General features: G+C 31.5%; 15 protein-coding genes. 10 read left to right on the top strand and 5 right to left on the bottom strand.

The features are described 5' to 3' along the window. Window positions 1–31 precede the first annotated feature (31 nt). Window positions 32–2,782, top strand: coding sequence for a putative LPS assembly protein LptD (locus BC952_RS11785; protein ID WP_121365834.1), 2,751 nt, complete (start codon window positions 32–34; stop codon window positions 2,780–2,782). 105 nt (window positions 2,783–2,887) lie between these two features. Continuing rightward, the gene (locus tag BC952_RS11780) at window positions 2,888–3,268 is read left to right on the top strand and encodes a RidA family protein (protein WP_121365833.1); all 381 of its coding nucleotides are present in this window, start codon (window positions 2,888–2,890) and stop codon (window positions 3,266–3,268) included. Window positions 3,269–3,396: 128 nt separating this feature from the next. Here the strand turns inward: BC952_RS11780 and BC952_RS11775 are convergent, their stop codons facing one another. The 4 genes from BC952_RS11775 to BC952_RS11760 all read right to left on the bottom strand — a co-directional run bounded on the left by BC952_RS11775 (window position 3,397) and on the right by BC952_RS11760 (window position 11,243). Then, a complete protein-coding gene (locus BC952_RS11775; protein ID WP_121365832.1) occupies window positions 3,397–4,248 on the bottom strand; it encodes an N-acetylglucosamine kinase in 852 nt (283 codons plus the stop codon). 131 nt (window positions 4,249–4,379) lie between these two features. Beyond that, complete coding sequence (gap, locus tag BC952_RS11770; RefSeq protein WP_091168451.1) at window positions 4,380–5,384, bottom strand: type I glyceraldehyde-3-phosphate dehydrogenase; 1,005 nt, start codon at window positions 5,382–5,384, stop codon at window positions 4,380–4,382. A 78-nt stretch (window positions 5,385–5,462) separates the two neighbouring features. Further along, on the bottom strand, window positions 5,463–6,449 hold the full coding sequence (gene pfkA, locus BC952_RS11765; protein ID WP_091168449.1) for a 6-phosphofructokinase: 987 nt from the start codon (window positions 6,447–6,449) through the stop codon (window positions 5,463–5,465). A gap of 387 nt (window positions 6,450–6,836) precedes the next feature. Further along, entirely contained in the window at window positions 6,837–11,243 is a 4,407-nt protein-coding gene (locus BC952_RS11760) for a translocation/assembly module TamB domain-containing protein (RefSeq protein ID WP_121365831.1), read from the bottom strand. 225 nt (window positions 11,244–11,468) lie between these two features. Between BC952_RS11760 and tsaD the strand changes: the two genes are divergently transcribed. From tsaD to BC952_RS11715, 8 genes are all read left to right on the top strand, one after another. Beyond that, entirely contained in the window at window positions 11,469–12,491 is a 1,023-nt protein-coding gene (tsaD, locus tag BC952_RS11750; RefSeq protein WP_121365975.1) for a tRNA (adenosine(37)-N6)-threonylcarbamoyltransferase complex transferase subunit TsaD, read from the top strand. Window positions 12,492–12,494: 3 nt separating this feature from the next. Continuing rightward, entirely contained in the window at window positions 12,495–13,202 is a 708-nt protein-coding gene (locus BC952_RS11745) for a 16S rRNA (uracil(1498)-N(3))-methyltransferase (protein ID WP_121365829.1), read from the top strand. Between the two features lie 17 nt (window positions 13,203–13,219). Next, complete coding sequence (locus tag BC952_RS11740) at window positions 13,220–13,858, top strand: DUF4159 domain-containing protein (protein WP_121365828.1); 639 nt, start codon at window positions 13,220–13,222, stop codon at window positions 13,856–13,858. Between the two features lie 552 nt (window positions 13,859–14,410). Continuing rightward, window positions 14,411–15,358 (top strand): zinc metalloprotease, encoded by a 948-nt coding sequence (locus BC952_RS11735; RefSeq protein WP_121365827.1) that lies wholly within the window; start codon window positions 14,411–14,413, stop codon window positions 15,356–15,358. Between the two features lie 358 nt (window positions 15,359–15,716). Continuing rightward, on the top strand, window positions 15,717–16,664 hold the full coding sequence (locus BC952_RS11730) for a zinc metalloprotease (protein WP_121365826.1): 948 nt from the start codon (window positions 15,717–15,719) through the stop codon (window positions 16,662–16,664). Window positions 16,665–16,743: 79 nt separating this feature from the next. Beyond that, window positions 16,744–17,835, top strand: coding sequence for an AI-2E family transporter (locus tag BC952_RS11725; protein ID WP_121365825.1), 1,092 nt, complete (start codon window positions 16,744–16,746; stop codon window positions 17,833–17,835). Between the two features lie 11 nt (window positions 17,836–17,846). Further along, window positions 17,847–19,019 (top strand): THUMP-like domain-containing protein, encoded by a 1,173-nt coding sequence (locus BC952_RS11720; protein ID WP_425269362.1) that lies wholly within the window; start codon window positions 17,847–17,849, stop codon window positions 19,017–19,019. A gap of 1 nt (window position 19,020) precedes the next feature. After that, window positions 19,021–19,587 (top strand): hypothetical protein, encoded by a 567-nt coding sequence (locus BC952_RS11715; protein ID WP_121365824.1) that lies wholly within the window; start codon window positions 19,021–19,023, stop codon window positions 19,585–19,587. A 4-nt stretch (window positions 19,588–19,591) separates the two neighbouring features. Here BC952_RS11715 and BC952_RS11710 read toward each other — a convergent pair whose 3' ends face one another. After that, window positions 19,592–20,251: a M15 family metallopeptidase gene (locus BC952_RS11710; RefSeq protein WP_121365823.1), complete on the bottom strand. Its 660-nt coding sequence runs from the start codon at window positions 20,249–20,251 to the stop codon at window positions 19,592–19,594. Window positions 20,252–20,308 lie beyond the last annotated feature (57 nt).

Raw genomic sequence — 20,308 nt, 5'->3', positions numbered from 1 at the left:
GACTATTTTTGACAAAAAATAATATGTAAGTTTGACATGTCAAAAAACAGGCCATAATTTTACAAAAATAGCATTTAAACCTTTGTATACAAACTTATTTAATATCGTTTTATTATCAATTTTCCTATCGTTAGGTTCTGGTAAATTATATTCTCAAGATATAACAAAAAAAAAGACGGCTATATCCTCTAATAGACAAATAGATAGCACTAAAAAAAGTATTAATCAGAATAAAACGCCCGTTTTAATCGCTGAAAAAGTAACTGATACGATCAAAATAGACAGTATTAAACCTAAAAAAGCATTTCTGGACGGCAAAGTAAGATACAAAGCGGATCAGTATGCTAAAATTGACCAGAAGAAAAAAATTATTACTCTTTACGACAAAGCTGAATTGTACTATCAGGACGTTGAACTAAAGTCTGGGATAATCGTGATGGATTATGAAAAAAACGAAGTGTATGCCGGACGAATAAAGGATTCAACGGGTGCTTTCACTCAATATCCAAATTTCAAACAAGGTGCAAATGTAATTGAACCCGATTCTATCCGTTTTAATTTTAAATCAAAAAAAGCTTTAATCTGGAATTCAAGATCGGAACAAGGTGAATTTAAAATTAAAGCTGCTTTAACTAAAAAAGAAAATGACTCGGTTTATTTTTTGAAAGGGGCTCGTTTTACCACTTCAAAAGACGTAGACAATCCAGAATATTATTTTCAAACGAATAAAGTAAAATTTATTCCCGGCAAAAAAGTAGTGACGGGTTTAACTAACATGGTGATTGCAAATGTACCTACTCCGATAGCTTTGCCGTTTGCTTTTTTTCCAATGAGCAAAGAAACCAGTATTTCAGGATTAATTTTACCAAGCTATAATGACTCCAACAATAGAGGGTTTTCTCTTCAAAATTTAGGATACTATTTTGCGCTTAGTGATAATTATGATTTAACCGTTTTAGGTGATTATTACACCAATGGAAGTTATGGATTGCGTTTTGAATCCAGTTATGCCAAAAGATATAATTACCGAGGAAACTTAAATATTCGTTTTGAAAATTTAATAACCAGTGAAAGAGGCTATCCGGATTATTTGAAACAAAACATTTATAACATCCAATGGTCACATTCTAAAGACTCTAAAGCGAGTCCAAATTCAAGTTTTTCAGCTTCTGTTAATCTTGGAAGCAGTAAATATTTTAAACAATCTATCAATCAGGTAAATATTGGTTCTAATCTTAATAATACATTAAGCTCTTCAGTATCCTATTCCAAAACGTTCACTTCAGTACCGCAAGTCAGAATGTCGCTAACTGCAACTCATTCGCAAAATACGCAAACAGAAGAGATTAACATGACCTTGCCAACATTACAATTGAGTGTTGACAGGATTTATCCTTTTGTGGGGAAAGACGGCGTAAAAAAGGGATTTTTCAAGAATATAAACTTGCAGTATAATTTAAACGGACGAAACAGCATCGTTACTACCGATTCTTTATTCTTCAAACCTCAAATGTTTAGAGATGCTAAAGTTGGTTTTCAACACAGCATTCCTTTAAGCACCAATTTTAAATTATTTAAATACTTCAGCGCCTCAACTTCTATGAATTATGAGGAAATTTGGTATACCAAAACAATTGAAAGAAGTTATGATGCTGACCAAAGCAAAGTGGTTGACAAAACCATCAATGGATTTGATGCTTTTAGAACCTATTCATTCTCCTCCAGCGTAGGAACAACTATTTATGGAACTTTTAATTTTGGTAATGATAAAAAAATCAAATCCATAAGGCACGTCATGAGACCATCAGTCTCTTATGGCTACACTCCTAGTTTTGAAAAATACTATGACACTTACTCCGCTGATGCCACTGGAACAATGATAAAACAATATTCTCGATTCGAAAGTGGTATTTATGGTGCTCCAGGATTAAATAATTCCAATACATTAGGTTTTGATTTGAGCAATACTTTTGAGGCTAAAGTTACCGACAAAGACAGTACTAAAGTGGAGCCTAAAAAAATAATGTTGCTTAACAATTTAAACCTATCCACTTCCTATAATCTAGATGCAGATGGAGTAACTTCACTTGCCTTTTCTCCAATAAGAGTTAGCGGTGGTACTACATTATTAGACAATAAAATGAATGTCAATTTTGGAGCAACACTAGACCCTTATGCGATTGACAATTCCGGAAACCGAATTAATGTTTTTAATATAGATAATGGCGGAAGTCTTTTTAGAATGACCAGTTCAAATATGACTCTGAATTATTCAATTTCAAGCAAAGGAAAAGACGATACCAAAAAAGATAAAAATGTTCAAAGCCAACGAAATGGTGGTCGTGAGGATGATTTATTTGGTACAAATACAGACTTAGGAGATAGCAGAAGAAGTCAGTTTGAGGATGAAGAAGAGGAAGAAGGAGAAGATAAAATTTCAGAATTTTTCAACTCTAAATTACCGTGGGACATGACATTTGCCTATTCATTAACGTACGGGAATAACAACCGAGAGAATCAAATAATTGGGAACTCAATAATGATTTCTGCTAATGCTGACATAACTCCAAAATGGAAAGCGGGCGTTTCTACCGGTTACGATTTTGTTCAAAAAGGGGTTACTTTCACACAACTTCGTTTCGAGAGAGACTTGTTAAGCTGGAGAATGGATTTTAACTGGTCTCCAATGGGCGAAAATGCAAACTGGGGTTTCTTTATTGGAATAAAATCCGGCGTATTAAGCGATATCAAATGGGATAAAAGAAGTACCATTAACAGATAAATTTTCTAATCAAAATCTTTAAAGCTGCCATTTAGAAAACTTTATTTAAGAATTAAAATAGAATTGAGTTACTATTTCTACGTTATACAAAAACATATTATTCCTATGAAAAAAATAATCTTTACCGAAAATGCTCCGGCACCAATTGGTCCTTACAGTCAAGCAGTACTTAAAGGAAATACCCTTTATACTTCTGGTCAAATAGCAATCAATCCGGCAACTGGAGAATTAGTTACAGCTACTATAGAAACCGAAACAGAGCAAGTCATGCAAAACATGAAAGCTGTTTTAGAGGCCTCAGGAATGACGTTTGAAAATGTTGTAAAAACAACTATTTTCATTATGGACATGAATGATTTTGGAAAAATAAATACTGTTTACGGTTCTTACTTTGACGAAAAAACTGCTCCAGCACGTGAAACAGTTCAAGTGGCTTGTTTGCCAAAAAACGTAAATGTTGAAATTTCTATGATTGCTATTCTGTAGCAAACACTATTGGCATTACTATCTAAAAGTATAAAGGTACTTTTAATTCCATAAAAAAATCACTACTGATTTACTTGCTTAAAGTAAATCAGTAGTGATTTTTAAGTTTAAAGTAAACTTAAAAAAACCTATTTATTTGCAATATGAAATGCAATCAATCCGTCAATTGGTCTTCTTAAAACATTGCCTAATTGAAGTTCATATTTATCAAAAGTTTCTTGTAATTCTTCTTTCAAATAAAATGCAATTGAACCCACAAAATGTACAGGTACTTCTTTGCAATTATCATATTGTTTGATGTAATTTTTCACAAAAGATTTCATCCCTTTGAAAATAATTTTTCTGCAAAACTCTGTTTCTTTGTGTTGAATCAAAAACTTTGCAAATGTTGCTAAATACGCATTTGGATTCGGTTCTTTGTACAACTTATTTTTAATGGCATCAGGATCTAAATCATATTCTTTTTCAAATTCAACTGCCAGTTCTTTTGGCATTTTATTAAAATAATATTTTCTGATTAATTCTTTTCCAAAAACATTTCCGCTACAATCATCCATGGCGATATAACCCAACGATTGCACTTTTTGGTGTAACTCTTTACCATCAAAATAGCTGCAGTTTGATCCTGTTCCTAAGATTGAAACAATTGCTTTTTCTCCTTTTGGAGTTGTTGCATAAACTGCCGCATAAGTATCTTCTTTGACGTCAATAATAGCGTTAGGAAAGTACGTTTGAAAAACCTGTGAAAGTGCAATTTTCATTCTATCGGTACCACAACCTGCTCCATAAAAAAACAAATGGGTCGCATTTTTCTTATTATGTAAAATATCGAAACGATCATTTAAACGCTCTATAATTTCATCCGCTTCAAGCACTTCAGGATTTAGTCCTAATGTTTGAGTTGTAAACAATACTTTTCCATGGTCATCTATCGCTATCCAATCTGCTTTGGTAGAACCACTATCAACTATTAATCTCATTTTATTTTGGTTTTTTGGTTTTGCAGTTGCTTGATTTTAAACGGACAATTCCTTAAAACATCCATTGAAGGAAGCAACAAAAAAATAAAATCCCGTTAAAAAAATATAACGGGATTTGTAAATATAAAGAATTATTTTAAACCTGCAATATGTACCGATAAATCAATCAATTTGCTAGAATACCCATATTCATTGTCATACCAAGAAATGATTTTGAAGAAAGTAGAGTTCAATCCAATTCCAGCATGAGCATCAATGATAGATGTTCTTGGATCAGAAACGAAATCTTGAGAAACAACTAAATCTTCAGTATATCCTAAGATTCCTTTCATTGTAGTTTCAGATGCGTTTTTCAACACAGCCATAATTTCTTCGTAAGTAGTTTCTTTTTCAACTTTTACAGTTAAATCAACTACAGAAACATCTGTTGTAGGAACACGCATTGACATACCTGTTAATTTTCCGTTCAATGAAGGAATAACTTTTCCTACTGCTTTAGCAGCACCTGTAGAAGATGGAATAATGTTGCATGAAGCCGCACGTCCACCTCTCCAGTCCTTTTTAGAAGGACCATCAGTAGTCATTTGTGTTGAAGTTGTTGCGTGAACAGTAGTCATCAAAGCTTCTACAATTCCAAAGTTATCATTAATAACTTTAGCTAATGGAGCTAAACAGTTAGTAGTACAAGATGCATTAGAAACAACTGTATCTGTTGCTAAAGCTTTATCATGGTTTACTCCCATTACAAACATTGGAGCATCAGCAGAAGGCGCAGAAATAATTACTTTTTTGGCACCACCTTTAATATGCTCGTTTGCAGTTTCCAGTGTAGTAAAGAAACCCGTACACTCAGCAACTACATCAACATCAACTTCATTCCATTTCAAATTTGCAGGTTCTCTTTCTGCTGTAATTCTGATATTTTTATCGTTTACAAAAAGTTTTCCGTCTATAACTTCAACTTTACCTGCAAAACGTCCGTGAACTGAATCATATTTTAATAAGTAAGCTAAATGATCTACATCTAATAAATCATTGATTGCTACTACTTCTACATTATCTCTGTTGAAAGATTCTCTGAAAACGATTCTTCCAATTCTTCCAAACCCGTTTATTCCTAATTTTACTTTTGACATTTTACTTTAATTTTTTTGTTTATTTTCCTAACATTCTTTTAAAGTCTAATTTCCTCACAATAAACTTCATTTTTTTATCTAAGTAGACATTATATCTGAAACTCTCAATAATTCTCTATCAATCTCTGTTTTTCCCTTAATTGCTTGTTCCAAAGGTGTCAATGAAACTTTATCATTTTGCAATCCAACCATATAATTTGATTTTCCTTCCAGTAATGATTCAACAGCTTTCACGCCTAATCTACTGGCGAGAACTCTATCAAAACAAGAAGGCGAACCGCCACGTTGCATGTGACCTAGAACTGAAACTCTAACATCATATTCTGGCAAATTGGCTTCAACATAATCTTTTAGTTCGAAAACATTTTTACCTATTTTGTCTCCTTCAGCTATCACAACAATACTGGATGATTTTCCTGAAGCTTTGCTTTTTTGTAATGATTCTAATAATCGATCCAATCCTAAATTTTCTTCAGGAATCAATATTTCTTCTGCACCAGCACCAATACCTGCATTCAAAGCAATATGACCGGCATCTCTTCCCATTACTTCTACAAAAAACAAACGATTGTGTGAACTTGCAGTATCTCTAATTTTATCAATCACATCGACTACGGTATTCAAAGCAGTATCATATCCAAGGGTATGACTTGTTCCAAAAATATCGTTATCAATAGTACCCGGAATTCCCATTACAGGAAAATTAAATTCATTGTTAAACAATAAACCTCCTGTAAAAGTACCATCACCCCCTATTACCACTAAGGCATCAATTCCTGCTTTAGTAAGATTCTCATGTGCCTTTTTTCTTCCTTCAGAAGTTTTGAACTCTAAAGATCGGGCCGATTTCAAAATTGTCCCTCCTTTATTTACAATGTTGTTTACGCTTCGAGGTCCCATTTCCTTGAAGTCTCCTTCAATCATTCCCTGATAACCTCTATAAATTCCTATGCATTCTATATTATGATAAGCACATGTACGAACAACTGATCGAATTGCTGCATTCATACCAGGTGAGTCTCCTCCTGAGGTAAGAACACCAACTTTTTTTATTGTTTTTGGCATTATTTAAAGTATTAAAGTGTAAAACTAGCAAACATTCAGCACTTATAGAGCTGTGTTTTTAATAAATTGGTAAAGCGTCTTAAATTCAAACGTTTTCGTTAATAAGTTTTTAAAAAACTAAAATAAAATAGATTTAATTTAACAAAATAAGAAAAAAAATCAATATTTATTTTATAATTAACAAATAACTGACATTAATATTTAAAATAGCATAACAATACGCAAATAACTTCTAAATAAGGATTTAAAATAGAATTATCATTCGCGTGTTTTTAAATAAATGCAGATTTTTCATGAAGCTCAAGTGCGCTAATTATAAATCTACATTGATAACTAACTCCATGCCTCTTTTTGAATATGTAGTATTTTTGTTTAAAGTACAATCAATTAGTTTTCCTCGGGAATTAAACCTTCTTGATTTATTTTAATTTTTTCTGTATTTGTTTTCTTAGATTTAGAAAAGTTAATATAGTCTGGAGATAAATTAGAATCTTGATCTTCGGAAATAGGAGTTATTTCTTTCTCTATTTTGATATTTTTGAAAATTCTATTTACTAATTCTTTAAAAGTATCAAAATCAACTTCATAGGTAACCCCCATTCCTTGAGTATATCCAATGCCTTGACCAATATAATTAATATCATTTTCTCTGTTAAAAAGCCTCAAATTTAAAGTTCCATCTTCATTAACCCTGTAAAGAACTTCAACATCTCCTACAATGGCAGACTCGTTTATTCCTCCAAAAGGCACACCTAACTTTCCATTGATAGTAATTCTTTCATTAATTTTAGAAGAAATCGTGGCAACAAACCTTCCATCCGATTCTTTTCCTATTCTTCTGTCTGCTCCAATAAAATTAAACCCAACATTAAATTTTTCATCATCCGTTTTAATGATACTCCCTAATAAACTGGTAGCTGTTTCAAATAAACTTCCTGAAAAATCAGATTGACTTACACCTTCAGGACTTAAAAAACTTCCGGACGAGAGTAAATACAAGGCTTGCGTTTGTCGGACGTCCTTATCATTTAATTTATACTGAATCTCCGATTTTAATACATTACTAACCGTTGGAAATTCAATGTTAAAATCAGGTTCAGGGCTCGTCAAATCTCCTCTAATACCAATGATAACTTCTACGGGAACTTTACTGTTAAAAGATGAATTCTCTAGCAAAACTGCTGGATTAGCAGATGTTTTGTATACCGCTTCAAGATTTAGTTGTGCCCGCATCGGGTTTCCTTCCCATGAAATTGAGCCTCCTTTTTTTAGTGCAAACTTTTTATCAATAAAACCACCATATTTAAAATTATAGGTTCCTTCATACGACTGGAAATCGCCCCACATATTGAACTTACCAAAGGTATTTATTTTAAACAATAAAGATCCAAAACCTTTCCCTTTCATTCCATGACCGGTACTTCTATCAAGGATGACTTCAACTTCTGCATCGGGTGTAATATCAAAATCAAATTCTAACTCTAACCCTTTGTACGTTCTTGTGTCTTCAACAATTCCTTTTTTGATATTATACTTTTCTTTAAGAGTAACAAAATGAACAAATGAGTTATCACTTATGCTTTCAGCATTATTAATCGGGATTTTTATAGAAGTCCCTTTTTCTGATTTTGCATCAACTTTAATAAATAAGCCATTTGTTGGACCTTTTATGGTTGCGAGTCCATCAATAAATGCGGTACCAAAATAAGCTGCATCTTCACTATCTTTCGTATCAAGAGCCAGTAATCTTTTGGAATTAATTGCTAAATCCAATTTCCAATCAGAAAAATTCTTATGCTCAATACTTCCGTTTAATGTTCCTGTTGTACCAAATTTTGTATCCTTCAGCGTATTATTTCTGAAAATAAATTTCTCATCAGTTAAATCAATAATAGTTTTATCTTTTAATGCATAATCTACATTCAGGTAAGGTATTGTGATTCCAGCATCATCAACATACAAGCGCCCATTTATCTCCGGTTTTTTTAAGTTCCCTTCAATTCTTGAATTACCAGACACAAAGCCCCGTATATTTGATAATACGTCACCTCCGAGTGAGCTTAAAGTAGCTAAATTAAACTTATCGAATTTTAAATTTAAACTCAGAAATGTTTCTTTATTTAGGATTTCAAAACTTCCGTTAGCGTTAAACGATTCAATATTTTTATTTTCCAGATTTGAATTAATAGTAAACTTTTTAAAACTCTCGTTTCCTTCAATATCAAAATTCAAAATCCCTAAATCGGTTTTATTTACATTTAAGCTATCAATAATTATTGAAGCGGTAGGCTGATAAACATCTTTATCTTGCTTAAAATTAACCGCACCATTTATATTTCCGTGAACAATGAATTTATCATTTGCCGGTGTAATTTTATTTAAATCTACATCTTTAAAACTCAATTTTAGATCTTTATAGCTTGTATCTTTTAATTCTCCGTCTAAAGAGATTGCTTGATCTTCATGTGATAATATTAGATTATCGATATCAAAATTCTTAAATGATTTATCAAAAACAATCTGGTTATCCGGCGTTTCATTTTCATTTAAAAACCAAAGGTAATCCTTGAATTTCACCTCAGATTTACTAATCCCTACAACATTATTATTGTCTTTGTTAATGGTATGGTATAAATTCAGATTGTAATAATCCTCAGCATTTGCACCTCCTTTGAATTCCGATCGAAAGAACAGAGTATCTTTCATAGTGACATTTATCAGACTAAAATCACGTATTTTATAATATTTTGTCTTGATGCTGTCTAATTCAATATAGGCATTGTAAAGTGGATTTTTATTGTCTACTGAAACTCTAATATTATCAAATGTATTGCTGGAAGCCACAATTTGAGGCGAATTGAAGTTGAGTTTGAATTCCTGATTATCGGAGCTAATATTCCCTTTTACAATTGTATTGGCGCCGATTGAAATTTCAGGATAAAAAATTTCGATAATTTTATTATAGATTGAAAAGTTAAATTTAAGAAACTGTCCTTTTTTTACTTTACTCGGTTTGAAATTCGTATAAAGGCTTCCCAGAGAATTCTTAACCAAATTTTCTAATTGATTGAATTCATATTTACCCACAATTTCACCCTCAAGAATATCCGGAGAATTTACGGTAATGGTTCTAACTCTATTTTGATCGAAACTGGAAATTATGGTAAAATCATCAAAATTATAAGTGTCTTTTGCATTTTGATAAGAGGTTTCATTGATGTAAACATTTCCCTGAAAATTCTCAATATTGTTTCCTGAAGCCTGAACAACAACATCTCCTCTGAATACGGAGACTGAATCTTTCATCAGCTTCAATTTATTCAAATCTGCATTTTCGACGTTAATATGAAAATCATAACGATTGTCTTTTTTACTTAAATCCAATAAGCCATTAAAAGTCATACTCAAATTAGGGTCATTTATAGAAATTTGACCTTTATAATTTGGACTTTTTAAAGTCCCGTTGACAACAATATTGGTATAATTATAATTTTTATAGTCTATTTGAGTAATATCTCCTTTTATGGCCGTATCTAAGTATTTTTGTTTAAAACCTTTACCATCAACATCAATATTCAAACTGACTCTTCCCAGTTCTTTTTGATCCAATAAAGTTCCAATGTCAAAATTCTCTAGAATCACATTCCCTATATATGATGCTTTATCTATTACATCTATGTTTTGAATTTCTAAATTAGAAGTTACATTTCCTAAGGCGGTAATCATAGAAAAATCAGCTTCAACCGCTGTCGTGGAAACACTTGAGGTTCCTGAAGCCGAAAATCTCCCTAACTTTTTCAAGGAAGTTGGTAATTTATTTCCTAAAATATTAGGCAGTATGACGATCAAATTCTGATAACTAGAGGTCAACTTATCGAATTTAGCATACATGGAAAATTTTTGCCCTTTTTTAGCAAATAAATTTTTAAAATTAACATCCCCGTTTATTTGGGTCTTTCGGTCATCAACTAATTCCAGTTTTTTAAATTTCAAATCATTCAGCGTACCTTTAATACTGGTTTTAGTGTAAAAATGTTGATTTTTCCCTAATTCTTTATAAAAATAGCGAATATCATTTGAGGCTATGGAAGCCGAATTTAATTTGATATCAAACTGTACTTTATCAGTGAAATCAGAGAAATCTTCAATTTTATAATTTAAAATAACACTTCCGTTCAACGTTGATTCTTTTGTCAATAAATCAAGATTTTCCAGTTTTATATTCTTTTTAGAATAACTAAATTTGGAGCTTAAATTTTTAACATACAAACCACGAAAGTCTAAAAAAGACATTTTGTTTATTTTGGTAGTCACATCCGGACCGAATATTAAAAAATCCGTTACAGAAGCATTAAGTTTCGTGAAATCAAGATCTTTTGGATTGTCTCGATTATCATCCGTTAAAATAAAACGTCCGTCAAAAATTTGAAGTTTATTTGCTTTAAGCAAAAACTTTCGGCTTGAAGGCTTTCCGGTTTCAAAGGCTTTGATAAATTTATCAAGATTCGATTCTTTTTCATTTTTATAGGTTTTCAAGTTGAAAAGCAATCCATGCAAATCCAAACCATCAAAAATCAAATCACCATTGAGCAGTTTCTTACTTTCTAAAATAGTGGTAGAAATCCTGTTAGAATAGATCAAAGTATCTTTATGATGATCCAGAATCAAGACTTTTTTAAATTTCACACCTCCAAAAACTGAAATCGCAACTTCATCAATCGTTATATTGGTACCAAAATCTTTATTAAGACTATCTGTAAAATAGTGTGCAATTTTTGTCTGAACAGCTGGCATGGTGAGAGCAATACCGACAACCAACAAAAGCAGGATTAGTCCAAGCAGTAAACGAAACGCTATTTTTATAACTTTTTTGATACCTAATATATTATTTAATGTTCTAAAATTTCATTTTGCCATTGGAAACACAAGCACCTTTAATAAAAATTCTCTAATTTTGGATTTTACAAAAAGATTTTTAAAATCGACTTGTCAAATGTAATTCAAAATTTATGCCTTTTTATGCAAAATCCCGAGGTTTTTATTCTTGCCATCGAAAGTTCCTGTGATGATACTGCTGCTGCCATTTTACAAAACGATAAAGTATTGTCAAATGTTGTGGCAAATCAGCTGATTCACAATCAATATGGTGGAGTAGTTCCTGAGCTAGCCTCTCGAGCACACCAACAAAATATAGTTCCTGTCGTTGATGCTGCACTTCGCAAGGCAAATATACAAAAAGAACAGTTATCAGCAATCGCTTTCACACAAGGCCCTGGACTTATGGGTTCCCTTTTGGTAGGAAGTTCTTTTGCTAAATCAATGGCTGTTGCTTTACAAATTCCATTGATTGCGGTAAATCACATGCAAGCACATGTTTTAGCCCATTTTATTGAGGAAGATGGTTTTGAAAAACCCAGCTTTCCCTTTTTGGCTTTGACCATAAGTGGCGGACATACTCAAATCATTAAAGTAGCTAACTTTTTTGACATGACCGTGATTGGAGAAACTACAGATGACGCAGTTGGAGAAGCTTTTGATAAAAGTGCTAAAATTTTAGGCCTTCCCTATCCAGGCGGTCCTTTGATTGATAAATATGCGCAACTGGGAAATCCAAAAGCATTTGCATTTACCAAACCAAAAGTTCCCGGTTTAGATTTTAGTTTTTCGGGACTAAAAACAGCAATTTTATATTTTATCCAAAAGAAAAAATTAGAAAATCCAAATTTCGTTGACGAAAACCTAAATGACATTTGCGCTTCCATTCAACATACGATTATTGAAATTTTGATGGACAAATTAAAATTAGCCGTAAAAGAAACCGGAATAAAACAAATTGCCATTGGTGGAGGCGTTTCTGCCAATTCAGGAATTAGAAATACATTGAAAGAAGCCGAGAACAAATACGGTTGGAAAACCTTTGTTCCTAAATTTGAATATACTACTGATAATGCTGCAATGATTGGAATTGTGGGTTACCAAAAATTTTTAACTCAAACATTTGAAACTTCATCTGTAGTTTCTAAAGCAAGAATACAACTATAAATTATGCAATTATTTTACAATCCAACTATTACGGAATCCACTGAAGTTTTTTCTTTTGACAAAGAAGAAAGCAAACACATCATTAAAGTATTACGCAAAAAAGATACCGACATATTATTCGTTACCAATGGTTTAGGCTCATTATTCAAAACTGAAATCACACTAGCTTCAGACAGTAAATGCACGGTTAAAATTATTTCGTTTGAAAAAGCACCTCCTTCAAAATTTAGATTGCATCTGGCAGTAGCGCCAACTAAAATGAATGACCGCTACGAATGGTTTCTGGAGAAAGCAACCGAAATTGGCATACATGAAATCACGCCCATTATTTGTGATCATTCGGAACGGAAAGTCATCAATAACGAACGATTTGATAAAATTTTATTGACCGCAATGAAGCAATCCAATGAATTATATCTTCCTAAATTGAATCCGGCCATCACCTTTAAGGAATTTGTCAAACTTAAAAATGAAGGTTTAAAACTGATTGCACATTGCGAAGAAACGGATAAAAGAACACTGAAATCCGTTTTGAAACCAAATGAAAATATCACAATATTGATAGGTCCTGAAGGCGACTTTTCCGAAAAAGAAATTACTTTGGCACTTGAAAATGATTTTACTGCCGTTTCATTGGGAAACACTAGATTACGAACAGAAACCGCTGCAATTGTTGCCTGTCACAGTGTAGTATTTGTTAATGAGGACTAAGAATAACTAATTTAATTATGAGGCAACTATTTTATCTACTATTAATCCTTTCAACACCCTTGTTTTCACAAGAAATTGCATTGGTAAAATACAGTGGCGGTGGCGATTGGTATGCTAATCCAACTTCGCTGCCTAACTTGATAAAATATTGTAATGCTAATATCAATACCAAAATAAAGACCAAGCCAGCAACTGTTGAACCAGGGAGTCCTGATTTATTTTCATATCCTTATGTGCACATGACTGGTCATGGCAATGTTGTTTTTAATGATACTGAAGTAAGTAATCTTAAAAACTATTTACTGGCCGGAGGATTTCTTCATATTGACGATAATTACGGTATGGATAAATATATTAAAAAAGAAATCAAAAAAATATTCCCCAATAATGACTTAATTGAAATTCCAGCGAATCATGCTATTTTCCAAAAACCCTATTCATTTCCTGCTGGTTTACCTAAAATACACGAACATGATGGTAAAAGACCTCAGGCCTTTGGTCTTTTTATAGAAAATAAACTCGTTCTACTCTACACCTACGAATGCGATTTAGGAGATGGTTGGGAAGATCCTGAAGTTAATAACGACCCAGTAGCAATTCGAGAAAAAGCATTAAAAATGGGAGCTAATATTATTAGCTATATTTTTAATAATTAATATCTTTAAAACCCTTTAAAATTTAAAAGGGTAATCTCGTAACTTTTCTCTCCTTTTTTTGCTTACTTTTTCCTTTCTAAACTATCAAATTTCATGAGCAAATCATAAGTCATTTTACAATCTACTTTTTAACATAAAATTAAGAATCAATCAGTTGTGAAATGAATAATTATTGAAAATCAACGGATGTATAAGCATAATTTTTCAGCATTATTAAATTATCATAAGCTTGATTAGTCTGATTTATTACTAATTTACTAAATTTTAAAAATCAATATTTCTCATTAAAATTAGTATTTTTAAACATAATTTGACAAAATATATCATAAATTACTTTATTAAAATTAAAAAAAAAAGCTTTTTAGAATTTTAATAAAATTCTATTATCAGAAAACACTTAAAAATATAATTATTGAATTTTACGGAAACCCGTAAAACGTAGGTGTTGCCAATTATTTTTGAAAAAAAATAAATAATAGTTTTTTTTATGAAAAATTTGTTATAAAATTGTGAAATAATTAACCAAAACTATTAATATATAACAACTTTATTATGAAAAAAATCCTTTTATCTGCAGTAGCATTATTGATGCTTTTCTCTTGTCAAAATGAAACAACAGAAGTAGCACCAGAAGCTAATGCAATAGCTCAACGCGGTTGTGCTTCTCAAGAAGTTCTTGAAGCACAAATGAAAAATGATCCAACTTTAGCTTTAAGAATGAACGAAATTGAAGCATTTACTCAAAAAGCAATGCTAACTGGTCGTTTAGTAAACGGTAAAGTTGAAATTCCTGTTGTAGTGAACGTATTGTACAAAACTGCTGCAGAAAACATTACTGATGCTCAAATTCAATCTCAAATTGATGTATTAAATGCTGATTTTAATGCTACTAATTCAGATTTCAGCAGTACTCCTGCTTTATTTTCTGGAGTTGCTGCAAATGTTGGTATAACTTTCGTTTTAGAAACAGTAAATAGAAAATCTACTACTAAAACATCTTGGGGAACTAGAGATGCTATGAAAAAAACAAAACAAGGAGGTTTAGATCCTACTTCACCAACAACAAAACTTAACATGTGGGCTTGTACTATTGGCGGAGGTATTTTAGGTTATGCTCAATTTCCTGGAGGATCAACAACTACTGATGGTGTTGTAATCGATTCAAAATATTTTGGCTTATCCGGATCGGGAGCTTTCCCTTATAACTTAGGAAGAACAGCTACTCACGAAGTTGGTCACTGGATGAACTTACGTCACATCTGGGGTGATGCCACTTGTGGAAGTGATTTAGTTTCTGATACGCCTACACACAACACTGCTAACTATGGTGTTCCTGCGTATCCACATTACAGCACTTGTACTGGAACTCCAGTAGAAATGACTATGAACTACATGGATTACACAGATGATAGAGGAATGTATATGTTCTCTAACGGACAAAAATCAAGAATGGCTGCAATTTTTGTTTCAGGTGGAGCAAGAGCAGGTTTCGGAATCTAATTTTCTTTCAAGCTTTATAAAATAAAAGAGGCGACCTAAAAAAAATTCCCCAAAAAGTTAAACACTATTTGGGGAGTCTATAAATCGTCTCTTTTTTATTTAAAAAACACTATGACTATACTTTTCGACATAATCATACGGATGATATTAACTCCATAAATTTTATTTTATAGCAACATATTCCTTTAGTTTAAAATAGTAAAGCTGAAGCCTTTATTATTCTTATACTAAAGACATAATTTTAACTCTTTTTTTAAATTATTTTTCAAATAAATGTTTTAAAAATTTGTTATTATCAAAAATTGTTATACAATTGCTACTTAATTAACCAAAACTATTAATTTATACCAAATTTATTATGAAAAAAATTCTTTTATCTGCTGTAGCATTATTGATGCTTTTTTCTTGTCAAAATGACACAACAGAAATTGTTCAATCAGCTGATGCAGTTACAAAACGTGGTTGTGCATCTCAAGATGTATTAGCTGCCCAAATGAAGGCTGATCCAACTTTAGCCTTAAGAATGAACGAAATTGAAGCATTCACACAAAAAGCAATGTCATCAGCCCGTTTAGTAAACGGAAAAGTTCAAATTCCTGTAGTGGTAAATGTTCTTTACAGAACTACTGCCGAAAACATTTCATTAGCACAGATTCAGTCTCAAATTGATGTATTAAATAAAGATTTTAATGCCGCTAACTCCGATTTCAATAGTGTTCCTTCATTATTCTCTGGAGTTAAAGCCAACGTAGGAATCTCTTTTGTTTTAGATCAAGTAATTAGAAAATCAACTACTAAAACTTCTTGGGGCACTAACAATGCGATGAAAATTGCTTCTCAAGGCGGAATTGCTCCAACTTCTCCAACTACAAAGATGAATCTTTGGGCTTGTACTATTGGTGGTGGAATCCTAGGTTATGCTCAATTTCCTGGAGGATCTTCTTCTACTGATGGTGTTGTGATAGATTCTAAATATTTAGGAAATACGGGTACAGCTGTATACCCTTTCAATTTAGGAAGAACAGCAACACATGAAGTAGGACACTGGATGAACTTACGTCATATTTGGGGTGATGCAACTTGTGGTAGTGATTTAGTGTCAGATACACCTACCCACAATGCAGCAAATGCTGGAGTTCCAGCTTATCCGCATTACAGTACTTGTTCTGGTAACCCAGTTGAAATGACAATGAACTACATGGATTATACTGACGATAGAGGAATGTACATGTTCTCTAACGGACAAAAATCAAGAATGAGTGCAGTTTTTGTTTCAGGTGGAGCAAGAGCAAGTTTCGGAATATAATTTTTTTTTAGTTTTTTAGAATTTAAAACTCGCTACTTGTTAGCGAGTTTTTTTTATATTTACATTCTAAAATAGAAACATGATTACATCAAAAACCATTTCAAATGGGATTCTTAGAGCATTATTGACATTAACTTTATGTGGTTTAGTATTGTTCTTTTTTTATCAAATTCAATCCGTACTGATTTATCTTGTTGTATCATTCATACTTACATTAATAGGAAATCCTATTTTAGATTTTTTTAAAAAGCGATTAAAGTTCAAGCATATTTTTGCAACCATAGCAACTTTGTTTATTTTTATACTAATCATATTCGGGTTTATAATGATGTTTGTTCCTTTGATTTTATCTCAAGGACAAAACCTGTCACTTCTTAACACTGCTGAAATTGAAAAAAACATAGTCCAGTTAATCAATCAAATCACTGTGTTTTTGGACAATCACCAAATTGATTCTGCACAAGTTTTAAAGGAAGCAAACATTACCTCTAAAATAAATTTTAATTTCATACCTAACTTCTTAAATACAATTCTAGGCACAATTAGTAGTTTAGGCGTAGGATTAGGTTCCGTACTATTCATTACTTTCTTCTTTCTAAAAGACCGATTAATGTTCATTTTAGGAATAAAAAAACTAATCCCAAATAGCCATGAAGATCAAATTTTAAATTCCTTAGAAAAAATAAATCACTTGTTATCACGTTATTTCATTGGATTATTACTTCAATTATTCATTGTATTCCTTTTATACCTAATTGTATTATTCATTTTTGGGGTTCCAAATGCTCTTGTTATAGCCTTCTTATGTGCAGTTCTAAACATCATTCCATATATTGGACCGCTTATAGCATCCTTTTTAGCGGCAATTCTAACCATGTTAAGCAATCTGGGAAGTGATTTTCAATCTGAAATTTTACCAACCACCATTTATGTTTTAATTGGTTTTTGGATTGTTCAAATTATCGATAACAATTTATCACAGCCCATCATTTTTTCAAAAAGTGTAAGCTCACATCCGTTGGAAATATTTCTTGTTATCCTGATTGCAGGTTTCCTTTTTGGAATATTAGGAATGATAGTAGCAGTGCCTCTTTACACCATAATTAAAGTAATGGGTAAAGAATTTTTCCCAGAAAACAAAATTATCATACTATTAACAAAAGATATTTAATGTTGGATTTAATGCTTTTAAATCCCGAAATACAAGCATTTATCAATGCGAATATTGGCACGAGCATTTCGAAATTAGCGCTCCAAAAAAATCCCTTTCCTGACGTGGATTGGATTCATATTTTGAACCAAATTGAAGCTAAAACAAAAGCAAAAGATAAATTACCGAATTGGTTTGCTGCCAAAAATATTATTTATCCCAGTAAAATATCAATAGAACAAACTTCATCACAAAAAACAGCGCAATATAAAGCTTCCATAGTTTCAGGAGAAAGTTTAATTGATTTGACAGGAGGTTTTGGTGTAGACGATTACTATTTTCTAAAAAAAATAAAAAATGTTGTCCATTGCGAAATCAATTTAGAACTATCAGCGGTTGTAAAACATAATTTTGAACAATTAAATGCTCCGAATATCAATTGCTATCCAGGAGATAGTTTGATCACTTTAAATACTTTAAATACAAAATGGGACTGGATATATATTGATCCTTCCAGGAGAAATGATGCCAAAGGAAAAGTGTTCTTGCTTAAAGATTGCTTACCTAATGTTCCTGAAAATTTAGATTTTTATTTTAGAAATTCAGATGCTGTTCTTATAAAAACTGCGCCGCTTCTTGATATTACTGCGGGTTTATCCGAATTGAAACACGTGAAAACCATTCACATCGTAGCTTTAGAAAACGAAGTAAAAGAATTATTATGGGAATTGCACAAAGATTATTATGGAAATGTAAATATCAAAACAGTTAATATCGTAAAAGAAAAATTGGAAACATTTGATTTTATTTTGAACGATAATGCTACATTGCCAAACTTTAGTTTACCTCAAAAGTATTTATACGAACCTAATAGCGCTATCATGAAATCAGGCGGATTTCATGAAGTAGGTTCCTTTTACAACTTAAATAAACTACACAAACATTCTCATTTATACACTTCGATTGAAATCAAATTTTTTCCAGGACGTGTTTTTGAAATTCAAAAATTTTTCCCATACAACAAACTGGAAATGAAATCTTATTTAGAAAATACTCAAGCGAATATTACTACACGGAATTTTCCTGACAGTGTAGAAAGTATTCGAAAAAAATGGAAAATAAAAGATGGTGGAAATGTATATTGTTTTTTTACAACTGATGAAAATAATTATAAAATTGTTTTAATTTGCACTAAAATATCATAAAATGAAATACATTATTACAATAACTTTATTATTCTTCAGTCTGAACATATTTGCTCAAAAACCATGTGATTATAGCGCTAATGTGAATGATTCAATTGGAACCTACAGATCAACCAAAGAGTATATAGTTAATGAGAAAGTTTTCGGTGGAAATTCTAGTTATATTTTTTATTCTTTAGCATTAACAGATGGATTACCCACTTTAACAGTTCAATTAATTCAAAAAAGTAAAGATTTTATAAAAGCGAATTGTTTCGACAAAAACTCCAAATTATTTTTGCAGTTAAATAATGGAAAAATAATTACGTTAATTCATATTGATCAAGAAAATTGCGGCACCTTGATCCATGATGAAAAAGGATTTGACAATAGAATTAATTCTGGTATTTTTATGTTTATGAAAGATAGCTTTCAAGAATTAAAAAGCTCTCCAGTATCTATGATGCGAATTAAATATTTAACAGATACAGAAGATTATGTCTTTAAAAAAGAGTTTAAATCTGAATTAACTAATGAAATTTACAATCCGGAAAACTACTTCATTGATAACTTAAAATGCATTGAATAAGTACTTATTTACATTCCCATTTAACATTAGAAACTGCATCATCCAATCCGGACTTTAAGTTGTAATGCCACCATTCGGAATCAAAAGAATTGAAACCGCTACTTGTCATAATAGTTTTCAATACTATTCTGTTTTCCTTCACTTCTTCTGAAACATTTGGATAATTGTGACTTGCTTCTATTCCAAAAAAATCGAAGGAAGTTCCCATGTCTAATTCATTTCCAAAACGGTCTACTAAAGTAATATCTACTGCTCCTCCTCTATTGTGGATAGAACCTTTGGCAGGGTTAGCAACGTATTTTGGATTGGAAACAATTTTCCACATTTTTTTCTGAATGTCTAAAGGACGATAACAATCAAAAATTTTGATTTTGTATCCTTTTTCAATAAACTTTTTGTTTGCTTCAATAAGTGCATTAACCGTTTTTAGCCGTAAAAAACATTCTCCACAGTCATAGACTTTTGCTTTTAAGAAATTATCAGCTGTAGCATATTTCATATCATAGACAAAATCTTGACTGTACTGTTTTAAATTTACAAACGTACTGTCATTAATACATTGATTTTTGACTTCTTCCTTATCATAAATCACATTTTGCGATTGACAGCTAACCATCCAAAAAAAAGAGCATAATAATAAAGATAATTTATAGTCGAAATTCATAGCATATATTTTTTATAAAAATAATACAATTAAAGAAGTTTTTTTAGTACTTCTAAA

The organism is Flavobacterium limicola, from assembly GCF_003634755.1.
Taxonomy (GTDB): Bacteria; Bacteroidota; Bacteroidia; order Flavobacteriales; family Flavobacteriaceae; genus Flavobacterium; species Flavobacterium limicola.
Note: the sequence above shows the minus strand (reverse complement) of the source record. Positions and strands in the feature narration are given on the sequence as shown.

What these genes read in the sequence shown, in the direction of transcription:
- BC952_RS11735 (WP_121365827.1), top strand. Translation starts at nt 14,411, where the DNA reads ATGAAAAAAATCCTTTTATCTGCAGTAGCATTATTGATGCTTTTCTCT.
- pfkA (WP_091168449.1), bottom strand. Translation starts at nt 6,449, where the DNA reads ATGCCAAAAACAATAAAAAAAGTTGGTGTTCTTACCTCAGGAGGAGAC.
- BC952_RS11760 (WP_121365831.1), bottom strand. Translation starts at nt 11,243, where the DNA reads ATGCCAGCTGTTCAGACAAAAATTGCACACTATTTTACAGATAGTCTT.
- BC952_RS11725 (WP_121365825.1), top strand. Translation starts at nt 16,744, where the DNA reads ATGATTACATCAAAAACCATTTCAAATGGGATTCTTAGAGCATTATTG.
- BC952_RS11715 (WP_121365824.1), top strand. Translation starts at nt 19,021, where the DNA reads ATGAAATACATTATTACAATAACTTTATTATTCTTCAGTCTGAACATA.
- gap (WP_091168451.1), bottom strand. Translation starts at nt 5,384, where the DNA reads ATGTCAAAAGTAAAATTAGGAATAAACGGGTTTGGAAGAATTGGAAGA.
- BC952_RS11745 (WP_121365829.1), top strand. Translation starts at nt 12,495, where the DNA reads ATGCAATTATTTTACAATCCAACTATTACGGAATCCACTGAAGTTTTT.
- BC952_RS11740 (WP_121365828.1), top strand. Translation starts at nt 13,220, where the DNA reads ATGAGGCAACTATTTTATCTACTATTAATCCTTTCAACACCCTTGTTT.
- BC952_RS11780 (WP_121365833.1), top strand. Translation starts at nt 2,888, where the DNA reads ATGAAAAAAATAATCTTTACCGAAAATGCTCCGGCACCAATTGGTCCT.
- tsaD (WP_121365975.1), top strand. Translation starts at nt 11,469, where the DNA reads ATGCAAAATCCCGAGGTTTTTATTCTTGCCATCGAAAGTTCCTGTGAT.
- BC952_RS11775 (WP_121365832.1), bottom strand. Translation starts at nt 4,248, where the DNA reads ATGAGATTAATAGTTGATAGTGGTTCTACCAAAGCAGATTGGATAGCG.
- BC952_RS11720 (WP_425269362.1), top strand. Translation starts at nt 17,847, where the DNA reads ATGCTTTTAAATCCCGAAATACAAGCATTTATCAATGCGAATATTGGC.
- BC952_RS11710 (WP_121365823.1), bottom strand. Translation starts at nt 20,251, where the DNA reads ATGAATTTCGACTATAAATTATCTTTATTATTATGCTCTTTTTTTTGG.
- BC952_RS11730 (WP_121365826.1), top strand. Translation starts at nt 15,717, where the DNA reads ATGAAAAAAATTCTTTTATCTGCTGTAGCATTATTGATGCTTTTTTCT.